We start from the raw sequence: 15,437 nt of genomic DNA, 5'->3' as shown, positions 1-15,437 counted from the left end.
TGGCGGCCGACGGTAGCTCAGATGAGGCCAAGTTGGCGGACGGCCTCGCGCTCCTCCACCAGTTCGCCCGTGCTCTTGTCCATGCGGGCACGGCTGAAGTCGTTGATGTCGAGGCCCTGGACGATCGAGTAGTCGCCGTTACTGCAGGTGCAAGGGAAACCGGAAATGATGCCCTCGGGCGTGCCGTAGGAACCGTCGCTCACGATGCCCATCGACACCCAATCCCCTTCGGGCGTGCCTAGCGCCCACGAACGCACATGGTCGATGGCCGCGTTGGCCGCCGAGGCCGCCGAGGACAATCCGCGAGCCTTGATCACCGTCGCCCCGCGTTGCTGCACCGTGGGGATGAACTCGCTCTCCAGCCAAACCTGATCGGAGCCCGCGGCCGAAAAGCCGGACTGGCCGCCGATCTCAGAGTGAAAGATGTCGGGGTACTGAGTGGCGGAGTGGTTGCCCCAGATCGTCATCTTCTTCACGTCGTTGGGGTGTACCCCGGCCTTGGCCGCCAACTGCGCGACGGCCCGGTTGTGGTCGAGGCGAACCATGGCGGTGAAGCGACTGGGGTCGAGGTCGGTGGCGTTGTGTTGCGCAATGAGGGCATTGGTGTTGGCGGGGTTACCCACCACGAGCACCTTCACCTCCCGGTGAGCGCTGCGCGACAGCGCTTGTCCCTGGGGCTTGAAAATGCCGCCGTTGGCGCTCAGGAGATCGGCCCGCTCCATACCGTCCTTACGCGGCATCGCCCCCACCAGCAGAGCCACCGCCGCGTCGCCGAAGGCCAGATCGGCATCGTCGGTCTGGACCATCCCGGCGAGCAACGGAAAGGCACAGTCCTCGAGTTCCATCGCCACGCCGGCCAAGGATGGCAAGGCAGGCGTGATCTCCAGCATCTGCAGAATCACGGGCTGGTCGGGGCCCAACATTGATCCCGACGCGATGCGGAAGAGCAACGAGTAGCCGATCTGGCCGGCAGCACCGGTCACCGCGACGCGAACAGGGTCCTTCATAACGTGACTACTCCTACGACGGGGGGCCTAGGGAGGCTACCGCAGTGAGCCAAGGCCGATTTACCCCTGAGCGGTGCCCAACCCCGGCTGCGCCAGTCAGCGAGAGCCGGCCGGCACCACCGCACCCCAACCGGGCCGGGCCACCCCTGGCCCTACAACTGAATCGACTTGGTCTCGAGGAATTCCTCAAACCCGTGTATGCCATGTTCCCGGCCATATCCGGACTGCTTGTAGCCGCCAAAGGGAGCCGCGGGATTGAACGGTGCGCCGTTTATCTCGACCTGGCCGGTGCGGATCTGGTGCGCTACCGCCTTGGCCCGGTCGCTCTCACCCCACACACCGCCGCCGAGGCCATAGGGAGAGTCGTTGGCGATGGCGATGGCTTCCCTCTCGGTCTCATAGGGAAGAATCGACAGCACCGGCCCGAAGATCTCCTCTTGGGCGATGGTCATGTCGTTGCGCACCTCGGAGAACACAGTCGGCTTGACGTAGTAGCCCACCTCGAGGCCCTCCGGCACGCCCGTTCCCCCGGTGACGAGCTTGGCGCCCTCGTCGATGCCCTTTTGGATGTAGTTATTCACTCGGTCCACCTGCGCCTGGCTGGCCAGAGGGCCCAGCATGGCAAAATCGGCGAAGGGATCCTGCGGCCGGAACTTCGTCTCGGCCTCGTCGGCCGCGAACCCCTCGGCGGCCTCTAGGCGGCTGGCCGGAACCAACATGCGGGTAAGGGCGTTGCAGGTCTGTCCTGAATTCAAGAAGGCCTTGCCCACCCCATCTCGCACGGCCCGTTCAAAGGTCTCGTCATCGAGATCGTCGAGCAGGATATTGGCCGACTTCCCACCGAGTTCGAGGCTGACGCGCTTGAGGGTTTCGCTGGCGGCCACTACCACCGCTTTGCCGGCGCGAGTGGAGCCGGTGAAGGAGATCATGTCCACCAAGGGATGGCGCGAGATGGCTTCGCCTACCTCGATCCCCGTGCCGCTGACGAGGTTGAACACCCCCGCCGGTACGCCGACGTCGTGGATGACCTCGGCGAGAAGAAAAGCGTCGAGCGGGGCCACCTCGCTGGGCTTGAGTACCACCGTGCAGCCCGCCGCCATGGCGTAGGCCACCTTGGCGGCGATCTGGTTCAGCGGGTAGTTCCACGGCGTGATGGCCCCCACTACCCCGACCGGCTCTTTGACCACCAAGCTGCTCCCGATGGTCGTCTCGTACTCGTAGGTCTCCGCCAGATGACCGGCGGTGGCGAAGGCGTTGATCGGCAAACCGGCCTGCACGATCAGGCTAAGCCACTTCGGCATGCCCGCCTCGCGGGTAATGATGGTGGCGATCTCATCGGCGCGACCGGCGAGGCCCTCAGAGATTTGTTGGCAGAACTTGGCCCGCTCCTCCACACTCTTGGCCGACCACCCCGGGAACGCAGCGGAGGCGGCTCGGGCGGCGGCCTCCACATCGGCCGCGTTTCCGTTCGGAATGCGGCCAACAACTTCACCATTGGTGGAGTCGAAGACATCGATCGACCCAGTTCCCTGCGGCGACACCCAGGACCCGTCGATATACATCTTGTCGTGGTTGAGCATTGCAGATCCCCCTGCGGCTGAGAGCCGCTGACGCGGCGAGAACAACAGGCTATCCCGGCTTCTGTAAGGTCTGCACATGCTCCACAGCAATGACGATGGCCCGCCCCCCGACGAGGTATCGCGCCTCATCGCGGCGCCGGCTGACCGCCTTTATGAAATCATCACCGACATCGCCCACATGGGTCGCTTGAGCCCGGAGTGCACGGGTGGCCATTGGCGGGGTGGCGCCACCAAGGCGGCGGTGGGGGCCTCCTTTACCGGCCGGAATAGGCGAGGCATCATGCGCTGGTCCACCAAAAACAAGGTGGTGATAGCCACGCCGGGCCTGGAATTTGCCTTCGAAACCCAGCCGAGCGGCACCCGCTGGACCTACCGGCTGGAGGCGGATGGCCCCACCACCGTGGTGACCGAAAGCCGCACCGCCTTCAAACCACGCCCACTCGTCGCCCGCATCTTCACCCACCTGTTCCTCGGCGGCGGCACCGGCCACGAAGACGAGATGCGGACGGGCATGGCGGCCACCCTCGATCGCCTCAAGGCCCTCGCCGAAGCCGAGTGATCCGGTTCCCTACCCCAGGGTGACGTACCCCGGCACGCGATGGTGCGGCGTGTCGAGATAGGCCTTGGCTTCGGGGGGCTTTCCGAATCGGCCGTGGCTCCAGCGCACCTCCACGTGGCCGTCGATAGCGTGGTCCTCGTGGCGGCCCTGCTCGCGCACGCGTGCCTGCCAGCGCACCTGGGGCTGGCCGGCATCGTCGGCCCACACATCGAACCGCTTGAGCTCGTAGACCTGCCGCCAGTCCCAGGGGGTCATCACCCGCAGGCGAGTGGAGCGATCCCGCTGCGCGCCCAGCACGAAATACGGGGCGCTGCCGATACGCAGGAGCCGCCACAGCAGCGCCTCGGCCTCGGCTCGCTTGGCCGTGGCCGCTTTCCAGCGCTGGGCCGACACCTGACTCACCACCTCGGCCAGGGCGCGGTAGGCCACCTGAGCCGCCGGGGACCAGCCCCCGTCGAGGTAGGCCCGCAACTCGCGGCGATGCGTCGGCGTGAGATCGGCGGCGTGCGGCGGAAGGCTGGCGCGGGTGCCGAGTTCGCGGCGCACCAAAGCGAACAAGGCCTGATACGCATCGGGCGCCACCTCCTCGTACCAATCGCCCGACGGGCGCGACGGGCCTCCCGCCAGGCCCCGATCAAACAGCCGGCTTGGGGCGGCGTTGGCCAGCACCTTGGAGAGATACTTGCAACTCACGAGCCAGACGTGGTCGACCCGAAGATCGGCCGGAACCACTTCGTCGCCCGGGGCGCGGCTCGGACCCTTCCACTCCACTATCTGCGGCGGTCGGCCCCGCAAGCCATCAGGAGAGGCCAAGAAGGCCTGACCATTGGCCCAGGCGGCGGCGAACTCGGCGCGGTACTGACCCCCCCGGGCCAACTCAGCCAAACGGCCCCAGACCTCCAGTGGCACATTGGCCACCGCCTGGGCCGCCAGCGCGGCAGTGAGATCGGGCGCTCCGCTGATGGCCAGGCCCGTCACAATCTCGGTGATCTCGGTCTTGGCGGAAGGCACAGCGGCAGAGGTTAGGGCCCGGTGAGCAGATCGCCGATCGGCGCGTGGACACCGCCGCGGGCATAGGCCGCCAGGCGTTCAGGAACCCCATCGGCAGAAAACTCCAACGCATCCACCAGGGCCCCACCCCGGGCGGCCCGCACGGCCGCCAGGGCCGACGAGGCCCTCACCGGAAAATCGGTGGTGAGTACCAGCACCCGATGGCCGGCGGCGGTGAGCACCCCGGCTTCGCCGAGAGTGCGAAACAGCACATCAGATCGGCGCAGACCACTGCGGGCCACGGTGCTGGCGCCAGCGACCAGCACCAGCCACTCGCCCCCTTGCGCGTCGGTGGCCAGACAGTCGGCCGAGAGCCCGCCGGCAAACTTCCGCCGCTTGGTGGCCTGGGCATCGGCCAGCGTGAACCCGGCCGCCAGCAGCAAGGCGGCGGCATCGGCGGTTGCCTTATTCGGTCGAGGGGGTGCCGGAGTAGCCGCCAGGGTGGTGGCGGCGGCCGCGATGCGCTCCCGGGCCGCCTTGGCGTACCCGTCGTCGGTGTCGTAGCCGAGGTAATGGCGACCCGTTCTCAGCGCCGCGATGGCGGTGGTTCCCGAGCCCATGAACGGATCGAGCACCACATCCCCGGCGTAGGTGTAGAGCTCGATGAGCCGCTCGGGTAACTCGATGGGGAACGGGGCGGGATGGCCCACCCGGGTGGCGCTCTCGGGAGCCAACTCCCACACGTCGAGCGTGGCTTCCATGAACTCATCGGCCGTGGTGGTGGAGCGAGAGGGAAGGCCCGCCAGTGCCCGCTGCGTGGGGTTGATCGCCCGATCGAAGCGGCCTTTGCTGGCGATGATGACGCGCTCGGTGACATCCCGCAGCACCGGATTGGCCGGTTTCTTGAACGACCCCCAGGCACAGTTGCCACCGGCGCCGCGTGCCTTGCGCCAAATGACCTCGCCCCGGAGCAGAAGCCCCAACCGGTCCTGCAGGATGCCGATCACGTCGGCCGAGAGGGACCGGTACGGCTTACGACCGAGGTTCGCCACGTTCACGGCAATGCGACCACCCGACTCCAGTTTGCTGACGCACTCGGCGAACACGTCTTCGAGCATGGTGAGGTAGTCGAGGTAGGTGGCGGGGATGTGGCCCTCGCCCAGTGCTTCTTCATAGGCCTTACCGGCGAAGTAGGGCGGCGAGGTAACCACCAGGGCCACCGAGGATGGCCGTACCCGATCCATTGAACGGGCGTCGCCGAGGTAGATCTGATCGACCACCCCCGCCGGCTCCACCAAGGCATCGTCGCTCAGGGTGGGGGCGCTGAACCGGGCGTAGAAGCCGCTGGCGTCGTGGTTTTCGCGCCGCGACACCCCGAACGATGACGTGGACGTCGCTCGCTTGCGCTGCGCGCCTGAGTCCACCACGGCCAACCCTCTCGTCGCTGTCGTCACACCAAGGACCCTAGGAAGGGGGTGTGACAGCGAGGTCAGGCTACCGAGCGGACCGCGCGGCCGCGAGCACCGCCGCCCCAGGTGGGTATCCTCGCCGCTAATGACCGACCCCAAGATCATTTACACCTTCACCGACGAAGCCCCCGCTCTCGCCACGTATTCACTGCTGCCGGTGATCCAGGCCTACGCGGCGGCCGCCGGCGTACCCGTGGAGACCCGCAACATCTCCCTGGCCGGACGCATCATCGCCGGGTTCCCCGAGCATCTCAACCCAGACCAGCGCATCAGCGATGACCTCGCCGAACTCGGGTCCCTCGCCCAGCAGCCCGATGCCAACATCATCAAGTTGCCCAACATCAGCGCGTCGATCCCGCAACTCAAAGCCGCCGTGGAGGAACTCCAAGCCCGCGGCTACGCCGTGCCGGACTACCCCGAGAACCCCTCCGACGATGTCGAAGCCGCCACCCGGACGCGCTACGACAAGATCAAAGGCAGCGCCGTAAATCCTGTGCTGCGAGAGGGCAACTCCGACCGCCGGGCCCCCGCCTCGGTGAAGCAATACGCCCGCACCCACCCTCACCCCATGGGGGTGTGGTCACCCACCTGCACCTCCCATGTGAGCCACATGACCACCGGCGACTTCTTCTCCAACGAACACTCCATGACCATGACGCACGCCGCCTCGGTGCGCATCGAGTTCGCCGGAGAAGATGGCACCATCACGGTGCTCAAGGACGGTATGGCGCTCCTCGACGGCGAGATCATCGACGCCACCTCCATGAGCAAGGCGGCCCTGGTGGTGTTCCTCACCGGGCAGGTGGCCGACGCCAAGGCAGCCGGGGTGCTGTTCTCCGTGCACCTCAAAGCCACGATGATGAAAGTGTCGGACCCGATCATCTTCGGCCATGCCCTCGAGGCCTACTTCGCCGACTTGTACGCCACCCACGGCGCCACCCTCGCCGCCGCCGGCATCCACGCCCGCGATGGGTTGACGAACCTGCTCGAGGCGGTGGAGCAACTGCCCCCCGATCAGCGACGGGCCATCGAAACGGCCGTGCAGGACGGCCTGGCGAACGGCCCGGGGTTGGCCATGGTGGACTCGGCGCGGGGCATCACGAATCTGCACGTTCCCAGCGATGTGATCGTGGACGCGTCGATGCCCGCCATGATCCGCACCTCGGGCCAGATGTGGAACGCCGCCGGCGACCCCCAAGACACCAAAGCCGTCATCCCCGACAGCAGTTACGCGGGGATCTATCAGGTGGTCATCGACGACTGCCGTGCCCACGGCGCTTACGACCCAGCCACCATGGGGTCGGTGCCCAACGTTGGGCTCATGGCCCAGGCGGCGGAGGAGTACGGCTCTCACGACAAGACCTTCGAGATCCCCGCCCGGGGCACCGTGCGGGTAGTGAGCCAAGACGGGATCAGGCTGCTCGAACAGGCCGTGGAACCCGGCGACATCTGGCGCATGGGCCAGACCAAGGACCTCCCCATCCAAGACTGGGTGAAGTTGGCGGTGGGCCGGGCCCGGGCCACCGGTTCCCCCACCGTGTTCTGGCTCGATGAAGCTCGCGCTCACGATGCCCAACTCATCACCAAGGTGCGCCGGTACCTGCCCGACCACGACACCGCCGGCCTTCAGATCGAGATCATGGCGCCGGTGGATGCCATGGCCTTGTCCCTTCGCCGCATCCGGAGGGGAGAGGACACGATCTCGGTCACCGGGAACGTGCTGCGCGACTACCTCACCGACTTGTTCCCCATCCTCGAACTCGGCACCAGCGCCAAAATGCTTTCCGTCGTGCCGCTCATGAACGGCGGCGGTCTCTTCGAAACCGGAGCCGGTGGGTCTGCTCCCAAACATGTGCAGCAACTCGTGAAGGAAAACCACCTCCGCTGGGACTCCCTCGGGGAGTTCCTGGCCCTCGCCGTGTCCTTCGAGCACTTCGCCACCACCACCGGCAACCCGAGCGCCCAGGTACTAGCCGACACCCTCGACCGCGCCACCGGCCGATTCCTCAACGAGGACAGGTCGCCGAGCCGCGAGGTCCACGAAATCGACAATCGCGGCAGCCACTACTACCTGGCTCTCTACTGGGCTCAGGAACTAGCTACCCAGACCGCCGAGAGCGATCTCGCCGCCGCCTTCGCCCCCCTCGCCGAGCGCCTCGCCGCCGCCGAGGCCACCATCAGCGCCGAACTACTGGAGGTGCAGGGTGCCCCCGTAGATTTGGGCGGCTACTACCGCCCCGATCCCACCACCGCCGCCGCCACCATGCGCCCGAGCGCGACCTTCACCGACGCGCTGGCGCTCATCCAATAATTCCGCCACCCGTGACGGGGCCGAGGGTTAGCCCCGGGCCAGGTTGGCGTGGATCTCGCGCACGGACTCGCTGCGGTTCAGCGCGTACAGATGCAGCCCGGGGGCCCCGGCGGCCAGCAGCACCGCCCCCAACTCACTGGCCACCTCGACCCCAATCTTGCGGACCTCCTCCGGCTGATCCTCCACCGCCAGAAGACGTTCGAGCAGTGGAGCCGGAATGTCAGTGGCGTTCATACCGGCCATGCGGATCAGACCCTTCACGTTGGCCACCGGCATGACCCCCGGCAGGATCGGCCGATCGCAACCCAACTCGGCCACGTCGTCGACCAACCGCAGGTAATCGTCGACCGAGAAGAAAAATTGGGTCATGGCGAAGTCGGCCTGCTGCAGCTTGGCGGCGAGGTACCGACGATCGCTGGGCCGATCCGGCGAGCGAGGGTGCACCTCAGGATGGGCCGCCACCGCCACGCAGAAGCCCGCCGGGTGTTCCCGCACCTGATCCACCAGTTCCGACGCGTGGGCGTAGTCGCCGCCGGCCTCCGAACCATCGGCGGGCGGATCCCCGCCGAGCGCCAGGATGTTCTCGACCCCATGATGGGCGTAGTGGTCCAGCAACTCCGCGATGTCGGCTCGGCTGTGCCCCACGCAGGTGAGGTGGGGCATCGCCGGGAACACCTGATCGTCGTTGATCGCCGTCACGAGATCGCGCGTGCGCTCCCGGGTGCTGCCGAGGGCGCCGTAGGTGACCGACACGAACGACGGGCGGAGCTCGGCCAACTCCACCACTGCCTGCGCTAACAACCGCTCGGCTTCATCGGTCTTGGGTGGGAACAACTCGAAAGACAGCGTCGGCCCGGCGGCGAGGAGGTCGGCGATGCGCGTCATGGGTTGACCACGCTACGCCCAGGGCCCGACGTCGGGCCAGGTCCGATCGGCCCGTTGGTGCCTTTCACGGGTTGCGGTGGCGACGGACGACCGACCAGATCCCTGCGCCGGCGCTGCTCTGCACACCGGTCCATCCACCAGGCATGGCCGCCACGACGTCCTCCGGCGGCAGGTGGATGGGGGTCTCGTCGCCACTGCTGTTGACCCACACGAGGATGCCGTCGGGGGCCAGCACCCGGTCGACCTCGTGGGGGAACAAGAAGCAGTTGACCAGCACGACGGCGCTGGCGACGCCGTCGGCCAGCGGGAGGTGCGCGCCGTCGGCCAGCAGGCGATGGCCGGGCCCGGCAGGGGCGAGCCGCAGCATCTCGAGGGCGACCTCCACCGCCAGCACCCGCGGCCAATGCTCCGCCAGCCGCGGTGTGTAGGCCCCGATGCCGCTGCCCAGTTCCACGCACACGTCCGCCCCGCCGAGATCCCTCGGCAACCCCCGGGTCAGCGCGTCGGTGACGACCGCATGGCGTTGGGGCGAGGTACGGAAGTGCCACTCGGGGGCCAGCCCGTCGAAGAACGCCGCCACCTCGGCGCGGGCGGCGTCGTCCCACCCACCCGGGTGCAGGCCAGCCGCCCGCCGCGTCATGATCCGCATCGGGTGCTCGACGTTGCCACGGGTCGTCGGCTCGTGACCGGCGATGTCGATGGGCGGGAGCTCGGTGAGGGAGCCCGCCACTAGCGCGCTCCCGTCATCGGCCGGCACGACTGCTACCAAGAGCGGAGCGCGTGTCGGCGAGCCAACCCGCCGTCTCAGTCACGCGCCGCTCGGCGCTCAGCGGCCTCGACGAGGTTGCGGAAGAGCATGGCGATGGTGGTGGGTCCCACTCCACCCAGGCGGGGGGTGATCCACCCGGCCACGTCCTCACAGGCCTCGTCGACATCGGGCAGAAGGGTGCGCCCCTCGTAGCGCACGCCGCCGCCCACCACCACCACGCCGGGAGTGAGGTGTTCCGGGCGCAGGATGCCCGGCACGCCGGCGGCGGCGATCACGATGTCGGCTCGCTTGGTGTACTCCGGCCAGTCGGGCACACCGGTGTGCACCACGGTGACGGCGGCGTTGGCGGTGGCCCGCTTTTGTGACAACAGCAGCGCCAGCGGACGACCGAGGGTGGTGCCCCGACCAAGGATGCATACGCCCCGACCCGATACCGGGATGTTGTAGTGGGCCAGCAGCGCCTCGATACCGGCCGGGGTGCACGACACCGGACCAGGCATTCCCAACGCCAGTCGTCCCACGTTGAGGGGATGGAGCCCATCGACATCCTTGGCGGGGTCGATGGCCAGCAAGGCGGCGTCAAAATCTATCTGCGCCGGGGTGGGGTATTGCAGCAGCAGACCCATCACGGCATCGTCGTTGTTCATCTCCCCAATGGCGTCGAGTACCTCCGCCTGGGTGGCATCGTCGCCGAGATGCACATGCGGTGCGGTCATACCGAGAGAGGTGGCCCGCTCCTGCTTCATGCGGATGTAGCCCGCCGAGGCACCGTCGGAGCCAATGAGGATCGTGCCCAGCCCCACTGGGTGGCCCGCCGCGACCAACGCGGCGATGCGGGGGGCCAGGTTGGTGAATACCGCCTCAGCCACCGGTGCTCCCGGCATCATCACAGCGCTCATGCGGCCCACGCTAGGCGCGGCGGGGACCCCTACCCCGACCGCCTCCTAGTGCAGGAAGTGGCGCTCGCCGGTAAAGACCATCGCCAGGCCGAGTTCGTCGGCTTTGGCGATGGTGGCATCGTCTTTTACTGAACCACCCGGTTGGATCACCACGGCCACGCCCGCCGCCGCGGCGGCCTCGATGCCATCGGGGAAGGGGTAGAAGGCGTCGCTCGCACACGCACCCCCGGCCGCCCGGTGGGCGGCTTTGGTGGCGGCGATCTCCCCGGCCTCGACGCGGTTCTGCTGCCCCGCGCCGATGCCCCAGGCCACGCCGTCTTTCACCAGCACGATCGAATTGCTCTTCACCCATCCCACCAGGCGCCAGGCCAACTCGGCATCGGCCCACTGCGCGTCGGTGGGTTGGCGCTGGGTGACCACCGACCAGTTGGCTCGGGGGGCGGCAAAGTGATGGGCGTCCTGCACCAGCCAGGAGCCGGTGAGCTGGCGAATCTGATGGGTATCGGGCCGGGGCGGAGCGGCGGTGAGCAAGCGCGTGTTCTTGCGCTTGGCGGTGAGCGCCTCGATCACTCCCGGGCCGTAGCCCGGCGCAATCACCACGTCGGCCTGGGCGGCGGCCACCATGCGCGCCACGGTGGCGTCGTCCACCGGATGCGACAAGGCCACGATCCCCCCGAAGGCCGAGCGCTCGTCGCACTCGAAGGCCCTCTGGTAGGCCGCAGCCAAACTCGGAGCAATGGCGGCCCCACACGGGTTGGCGTGCTTGATGATGGCCACTGCGGGCTGGCCGAAGGTGGCGGCGAGGTCATTGGCGAGTCCCCAGGCGGCATCGGCATCGAACAAGTTGAGGTAGCTCAGCGCCAAGCCACCGTGCTGCTTCACGTCATCCCACCACGACGTGGAGCCCATCTCGCGATAGCGGGCGCCGGTCTGATGAGGGTTCTCGCCATAGCGCAGGTCCTGCACCCGCTCCAGGGCGAGATGCAAGGTGGGCGGGAGGGGAACGCCGGATACCTCGTCGAACCACTCCACGATCGAGGCGTCATAGGCAGCAGTATGGGCAAAAGCCTTGCGGGCCAGCGCCCGCTTCGTGTCGTCGGTGAGCACCCCACCGGCCCGCAGTTCGTCCACCACCCGCTGATAGTCCGACGGCTGCGTCAGGATGCCCACGTCCTTGAAGTTCTTAGCGGCGGCGCGGATCATGGCGGGGCCACCGATGTCGATGAGCTCTTCGGCCCGGGTGGCACCGTGCTCGAACGACGACGTGTCGGCTCCGAAGGGGTAGAGATTGGACACCACGAGGTCGATTGGATCGATGCCGTAGGTGGACATGTCGCTTTGGTGATCGGGGTTGCGCCGGTCCGCCAGGATCCCGCCGTGCACTTTCGGGTGCAGCGTTACCACCCGGTGCCCCAGGATCGCGGGGAAGCCGGTGAGATCGGCCACGTCGGTGACGGCGAGGTCGGCGTCGCGCAGGGCCTGGGCGGTTCCGCCGCTGGAGATCAGGTCCCAGCCCATGCCGCGAAGGTCGCGGGCGAGTTCGACGATGCCGGATTTGTCGTACACGGAGAGCAGGGCGCGCATGGCGCGTTCACATCGCTTTCTGGAGGAGGGAGGGGTCGGAGAGGACCGCCCGGATGGTCTGGGGATAGAGGCGACGTTCCACGGCCTTGATCCGCTCGTGGAGGGCGGCTTCGTTGTCGCCGGGGAGCACCGGTACGGCCTCTTGAGCGAGGATCGGACCGGCATCTACCGCCAGGGTAGCCACGTGGATGGTGCAGCCGGAGACCTTCACGCCGTAGGCCAGAGCATCGCGCACCCCATGCCACCCCTTGAAACTTGGCAGGAGGGCCGGATGGGTGTTGAGGATGCGGGACGGAAAGGCCGTGTGGATGGCTTCACCGAAGACGGTACCGAAGCCCGCCATCACCACCAGTTCCACCTCGTAGGCCCGCAGGACCGCCACCATCGCGGCGGTGTAGCCGTCTCGGTCGAAGTGGGTCCCGTAACTGGCCCGCTCCAGCAGTTCGGCTCTCACCCCGGCCGCCACCGCTACCTCCGTGGCCGGGCAGGGGCGATCGACCACCACGAGATCGACCGGGATGTCCTGCGACAAGATCGATTGGAGGAGGGTTCCACTGCCGGAAGCCAACACGGCGATGCGCACATCGCGAACCTACTCGCCTCCCACCGTCGGCCCACCAGACAATCGGAGCGCCCGATCATCCACAAAGCGCCCCAAACACAAGGTTACCCTTGCCGATGAAGCCCATTGCCTAACGGAAGCGAACCCAATGGACCTGAACAAACTTACCGTCAGTGACAAGGTGATCGCCGGGTCGGGGATCGTCTTATTCATCGCCTACTTCCTGCCCTGGTTCAAAGTTGACTTCCCATTTTCTGGAGCCGGTTCCGTCACCGCCAGCGGAAGCGACGTGGGTTTCCTCTGGGCCACCCTGCCGATGCTGATCGGCCTCGTCCTGGCCGGTTTGGTCATCGCCACGAAACTCTTCGACGTGAAAATGCCCACCCTCCCGGTGCCCATGAGCCAGTTCTTCCTTGGCCTGGGCACCCTGGCGGCCCTGCTCGTCGTCCTCAAACTAATCATCGGGGAGGATCCGTCGGAGCTTGTGAAGCGGGCCTTCGGACTCTTCCTCGCCACCCTGGCCGCGCTCGGCTTGGCGGCCGGTGGCTTCCTGAAGCTCAAGGAGGGTGACGACGCCCTCCCGGCGGCGCCGCCGCCGCCCGGCAACGCCCCATTCTGATCCAGCGCTGACCCCGTTCTCATGGTGAGGCCCCGGCTCCGGCCGGGGCCTCACCGCGTCCGCCCGTCCCCCATCCGGAACGAGGCCAACCAACTCGCCTACAGATCCTGGACGACCTCGACCATCAACGTACCGGCCTCGGTGGGGTTCTGACCGATGCGCACGCCCGCCGCCAGGAGCGCTTCCTGTTTGGCCGCCGCCGTGCCCTTGCCCCCCGACACGATGGCCCCGGCATGGCCCATCTTCTTACCCGGCGGAGCCGTGACCCCCGCGATGTAGGACACCACCGGCTTGGTCATCTTGTCGGCGATGAAGACGGCGGCCTCTTCTTCCGCGGAACCACCGATCTCGCCGATCATCATCACCGCTTTCGTGTCCGGATCGGCCTCGAAGGCCGCGAGGCAATCAATGAAACTGGTGCCCGGCACGGGATCGCCCCCGATCCCCACGCAGGTGGTGACGCCGATGTCGTTCAGTTTCAACTCGTACAGGGCCTGGTAGGTGAGCGTGCCCGAGCGGCTCACGATGCCCACGTTGGGGCGCCCTTCCACCGGGGCCTTGGCGATATGACCAGCGGTAATGCCGATGTTGGCCTTACCGGGACTAATAATGCCGGGGCAGTTGGGCCCGAGCAGCCGCACCGCGGGGAAGTCCCGAGCCAGTTTGTTGAAGAACCAGGCCTCATCCTGGGCCGGTACGCCCTCGGTGATCGCCACGATGAGCGTCACCCCCCCTTCGGCCGCCTCGATCACGGCATCCTTGACCCCCGGGGCCGGGATGAAGATGCACGACGCCGTAGCCCCCGTCGCCGCCACCGCCTCGGCCACCGACGCGTACACGGGGATGCCCTCAACGTCTGAGCCCGCCTTCTTCGGGTTCGTGCCCGCAACCACCTGGGTGCCGTAGTGGCGGTTCAGCAGGCCATAGAACTTGCCCTGGGCCCCCGTGAGGCCCTGGTACACGACCTTGGTCTTGTCATCTACGAAAATAGCCATGAATCATCTCCTACTTTCCGGCGCCGGCGGCGGCGACGACGGCTTCGGCGGCTTCCACCATGGTGGGCTTGAGTTGCAGCATGTCGGACAGATGGGGTTCGAGCAGGGCACGGCCCTCGTCGGCGTTGGTGCCGTCGAGCCGGATCACGATGGGCACGGTGATCTTCACGCGCCCCATGGCGGTGATAATGCCGTTGGCCACCTCATCGCCCTTGGTGATTCCGCCGAAGATGTTGATGAAGATCGACCGCACGTTGGGGTCGTTGGTGATGACCTCGAGGGCACCGGCCATCACGTCGGCATTGGCGCCACCGCCGATGTCCAGGAAGTTGGCCGGCTTACCGCCCACCTGATTCACGATGTCGACGGTAGACATGGCCAGGCCGGCCCCGTTGGCGATCACGCCCACGAACCCGTCGAGGCCGACGTACTGCAATCCCTTGTCGTGGGCGGCTTGCTCTCGGTCGTCCCGCACCTGGGTCGCGGTGTAGGGCGCGTACTCCGGGTGGCGGAACACCGAGTTGTCGTCGAGGGTGACCTTGGCGTCGAGGGCGTGTACCTCGCCGGTGGGCGTGAGGATCAGCGGGTTGATCTCCGCGAGGTCGGCATCGCCTTCGGTGTAGGCCACGTAGAGCTTGCGGAGGATGTCCACGGTGCCCTCCGTGGCGGCCGGGTTGAGATGGGCGGCTTCCACCCACGCCCGGGCGGCGGCGACGGTGAGCCCATCCACGGGGTCGATCCAGATCTTGGCGATGGCATCGGGGTCGGTTTCCGCCACGGCCTCGATCTCCACTCCCCCCTGGGCCGACAACATGCCGAGGTGCTGCTTGGCCGATCGGTCGAGGGTGAAACTGGCGTAGTACTCCTCGGCGATGTCCGAGGCGAGTTCGACCCACACGATCTCCACCGTGTGGCCCTTGATGTCCATCCCAATGATGTTCCCGGCGTGGGTACGCACCTCCGACGCGTCGTGGGCGAGTTTGATGCCCCCCGCTTTCCCCCGGCCCCCCACCTGCACCTGGGCTTTGACCACCACCGGGTAGCCGATCTTCTCGGCCGCCGCCACCGCGTCGTCGACCGTGGTCACCGCCTCGCCGGGACTAACGGGAATCCCGTAGCTCGCGAAAAACTGCTTTCCCTGGTACTCGTAGAGGTCCATGCGCTGCTCCCGGCAGATCGTTCGGTTTCCGACGTGGCGTCAAGTCGGT

The 15,437-nt window shown here is 67.2% G+C and carries 14 protein-coding genes; 3 read left to right on the top strand and 11 right to left on the bottom strand.

Translation table 11 applies throughout. From position 1 onward, the window contains the following. Positions 1-17: 17 nt before the first annotated feature. Together EXQ71_05795 and EXQ71_05790 are read right to left on the bottom strand one after the other, a co-directional pair. Positions 18-1,007, bottom strand: a complete 990-nt coding sequence (locus EXQ71_05795; protein ID MSO87016.1) for a malate dehydrogenase — start codon at positions 1,005-1,007, stop codon at positions 18-20. 152 nt (positions 1,008-1,159) lie between these two features. Continuing rightward, a complete protein-coding gene (locus EXQ71_05790) occupies positions 1,160-2,587 on the bottom strand; it encodes an aldehyde dehydrogenase family protein (GenBank protein ID MSO87015.1) in 1,428 nt (475 codons plus the stop codon). A 76-nt stretch (positions 2,588-2,663) separates the two neighbouring features. On the opposite strand from EXQ71_05790, the gene EXQ71_05785 reads away from it, so the two are divergent. Then, positions 2,664-3,146: an SRPBCC family protein gene (locus tag EXQ71_05785; GenBank protein ID MSO87014.1), complete on the top strand. Its 483-nt coding sequence runs from the start codon at positions 2,664-2,666 to the stop codon at positions 3,144-3,146. 9 nt (positions 3,147-3,155) lie between these two features. Here EXQ71_05785 and EXQ71_05780 read toward each other — a convergent pair whose 3' ends face one another. Together EXQ71_05780 and EXQ71_05775 are read right to left on the bottom strand one after the other, a co-directional pair. After that, positions 3,156-4,157, bottom strand: coding sequence for a hypothetical protein (locus EXQ71_05780; GenBank protein MSO87013.1), 1,002 nt, complete (start codon positions 4,155-4,157; stop codon positions 3,156-3,158). 11 nt (positions 4,158-4,168) lie between these two features. Then, positions 4,169-5,710, bottom strand: a complete 1,542-nt coding sequence (locus EXQ71_05775) for a site-specific DNA-methyltransferase (protein MSO87012.1) — start codon at positions 5,708-5,710, stop codon at positions 4,169-4,171. On the opposite strand from EXQ71_05775, the gene EXQ71_05770 reads away from it, so the two are divergent. Beyond that, the gene (locus tag EXQ71_05770) at positions 5,691-7,916 is read left to right on the top strand and encodes an NADP-dependent isocitrate dehydrogenase (GenBank protein ID MSO87011.1); all 2,226 of its coding nucleotides are present in this window, start codon (positions 5,691-5,693) and stop codon (positions 7,914-7,916) included. The two genes, EXQ71_05775 and EXQ71_05770, sit on opposite strands and share 20 nt — an antisense overlap. Positions 7,917-7,943: 27 nt before the next feature. On the opposite strand, the gene EXQ71_05765 is transcribed toward EXQ71_05770, so the two are convergent. The 5 genes from EXQ71_05765 to EXQ71_05745 all read right to left on the bottom strand — a co-directional run bounded on the left by EXQ71_05765 (position 7,944) and on the right by EXQ71_05745 (position 12,624). Beyond that, on the bottom strand, positions 7,944-8,801 hold the full coding sequence (locus tag EXQ71_05765; GenBank protein MSO87010.1) for a 5,10-methylenetetrahydrofolate reductase: 858 nt from the start codon (positions 8,799-8,801) through the stop codon (positions 7,944-7,946). Between the two features lie 64 nt (positions 8,802-8,865). Continuing rightward, complete coding sequence (locus tag EXQ71_05760) at positions 8,866-9,558, bottom strand: class I SAM-dependent methyltransferase (GenBank protein ID MSO87009.1); 693 nt, start codon at positions 9,556-9,558, stop codon at positions 8,866-8,868. 47 nt (positions 9,559-9,605) lie between these two features. Next, positions 9,606-10,469, bottom strand: a complete 864-nt coding sequence (locus EXQ71_05755) for a bifunctional 5,10-methylenetetrahydrofolate dehydrogenase/5,10-methenyltetrahydrofolate cyclohydrolase (GenBank protein ID MSO87008.1) — start codon at positions 10,467-10,469, stop codon at positions 9,606-9,608. 45 nt (positions 10,470-10,514) lie between these two features. After that, positions 10,515-12,053 carry a bifunctional phosphoribosylaminoimidazolecarboxamide formyltransferase/IMP cyclohydrolase gene (gene purH, locus EXQ71_05750; GenBank protein MSO87007.1) on the bottom strand — a complete coding sequence of 513 codons (1,539 nt, stop codon included), beginning with the start codon at positions 12,051-12,053 and terminating at the stop codon, positions 10,515-10,517. Positions 12,054-12,060: 7 nt separating this feature from the next. Further along, positions 12,061-12,624, bottom strand: coding sequence for a phosphoribosylglycinamide formyltransferase (locus tag EXQ71_05745; GenBank protein ID MSO87006.1), 564 nt, complete (start codon positions 12,622-12,624; stop codon positions 12,061-12,063). Positions 12,625-12,763: 139 nt separating this feature from the next. Between EXQ71_05745 and EXQ71_05740 the strand changes: the two genes are divergently transcribed. Next, positions 12,764-13,234 (top strand): hypothetical protein, encoded by a 471-nt coding sequence (locus EXQ71_05740; GenBank protein ID MSO87005.1) that lies wholly within the window; start codon positions 12,764-12,766, stop codon positions 13,232-13,234. A gap of 98 nt (positions 13,235-13,332) precedes the next feature. On the opposite strand, the gene sucD is transcribed toward EXQ71_05740, so the two are convergent. Then, complete coding sequence (gene sucD, locus EXQ71_05735; GenBank protein ID MSO87004.1) at positions 13,333-14,229, bottom strand: succinate--CoA ligase subunit alpha; 897 nt, start codon at positions 14,227-14,229, stop codon at positions 13,333-13,335. A 10-nt stretch (positions 14,230-14,239) separates the two neighbouring features. Next, positions 14,240-15,388: an ADP-forming succinate--CoA ligase subunit beta gene (locus EXQ71_05730; protein ID MSO87003.1), complete on the bottom strand. Its 1,149-nt coding sequence runs from the start codon at positions 15,386-15,388 to the stop codon at positions 14,240-14,242. Positions 15,389-15,437: the final 49 nt, after the last annotated feature.

The organism is Acidimicrobiia bacterium, from assembly GCA_009694375.1.
In the GTDB taxonomy this organism is placed as follows: Bacteria; Actinomycetota; Acidimicrobiia; order Acidimicrobiales; family VFJN01; genus VFJN01.
The sequence above is the reverse complement of the archived record's forward strand: the minus strand, read 5'-3'. Positions and strand labels throughout refer to the sequence as shown.

What these genes read in the sequence shown, in the direction of transcription:
- EXQ71_05730 (MSO87003.1), bottom strand. Translation starts at nt 15,388, where the DNA reads ATGGACCTCTACGAGTACCAGGGAAAGCAGTTTTTCGCGAGCTACGGG.
- EXQ71_05795 (MSO87016.1), bottom strand. Translation starts at nt 1,007, where the DNA reads ATGAAGGACCCTGTTCGCGTCGCGGTGACCGGTGCTGCCGGCCAGATC.
- sucD (MSO87004.1), bottom strand. Translation starts at nt 14,229, where the DNA reads ATGGCTATTTTCGTAGATGACAAGACCAAGGTCGTGTACCAGGGCCTC.
- purH (MSO87007.1), bottom strand. Translation starts at nt 12,053, where the DNA reads ATGCGCGCCCTGCTCTCCGTGTACGACAAATCCGGCATCGTCGAACTC.
- EXQ71_05785 (MSO87014.1), top strand. Translation starts at nt 2,664, where the DNA reads ATGCTCCACAGCAATGACGATGGCCCGCCCCCCGACGAGGTATCGCGC.
- EXQ71_05770 (MSO87011.1), top strand. Translation starts at nt 5,691, where the DNA reads ATGACCGACCCCAAGATCATTTACACCTTCACCGACGAAGCCCCCGCT.
- EXQ71_05755 (MSO87008.1), bottom strand. Translation starts at nt 10,469, where the DNA reads ATGAGCGCTGTGATGATGCCGGGAGCACCGGTGGCTGAGGCGGTATTC.
- EXQ71_05765 (MSO87010.1), bottom strand. Translation starts at nt 8,801, where the DNA reads ATGACGCGCATCGCCGACCTCCTCGCCGCCGGGCCGACGCTGTCTTTC.
- EXQ71_05740 (MSO87005.1), top strand. Translation starts at nt 12,764, where the DNA reads ATGGACCTGAACAAACTTACCGTCAGTGACAAGGTGATCGCCGGGTCG.
- EXQ71_05790 (MSO87015.1), bottom strand. Translation starts at nt 2,587, where the DNA reads ATGCTCAACCACGACAAGATGTATATCGACGGGTCCTGGGTGTCGCCG.
- EXQ71_05775 (MSO87012.1), bottom strand. Translation starts at nt 5,710, where the DNA reads ATGATCTTGGGGTCGGTCATTAGCGGCGAGGATACCCACCTGGGGCGG.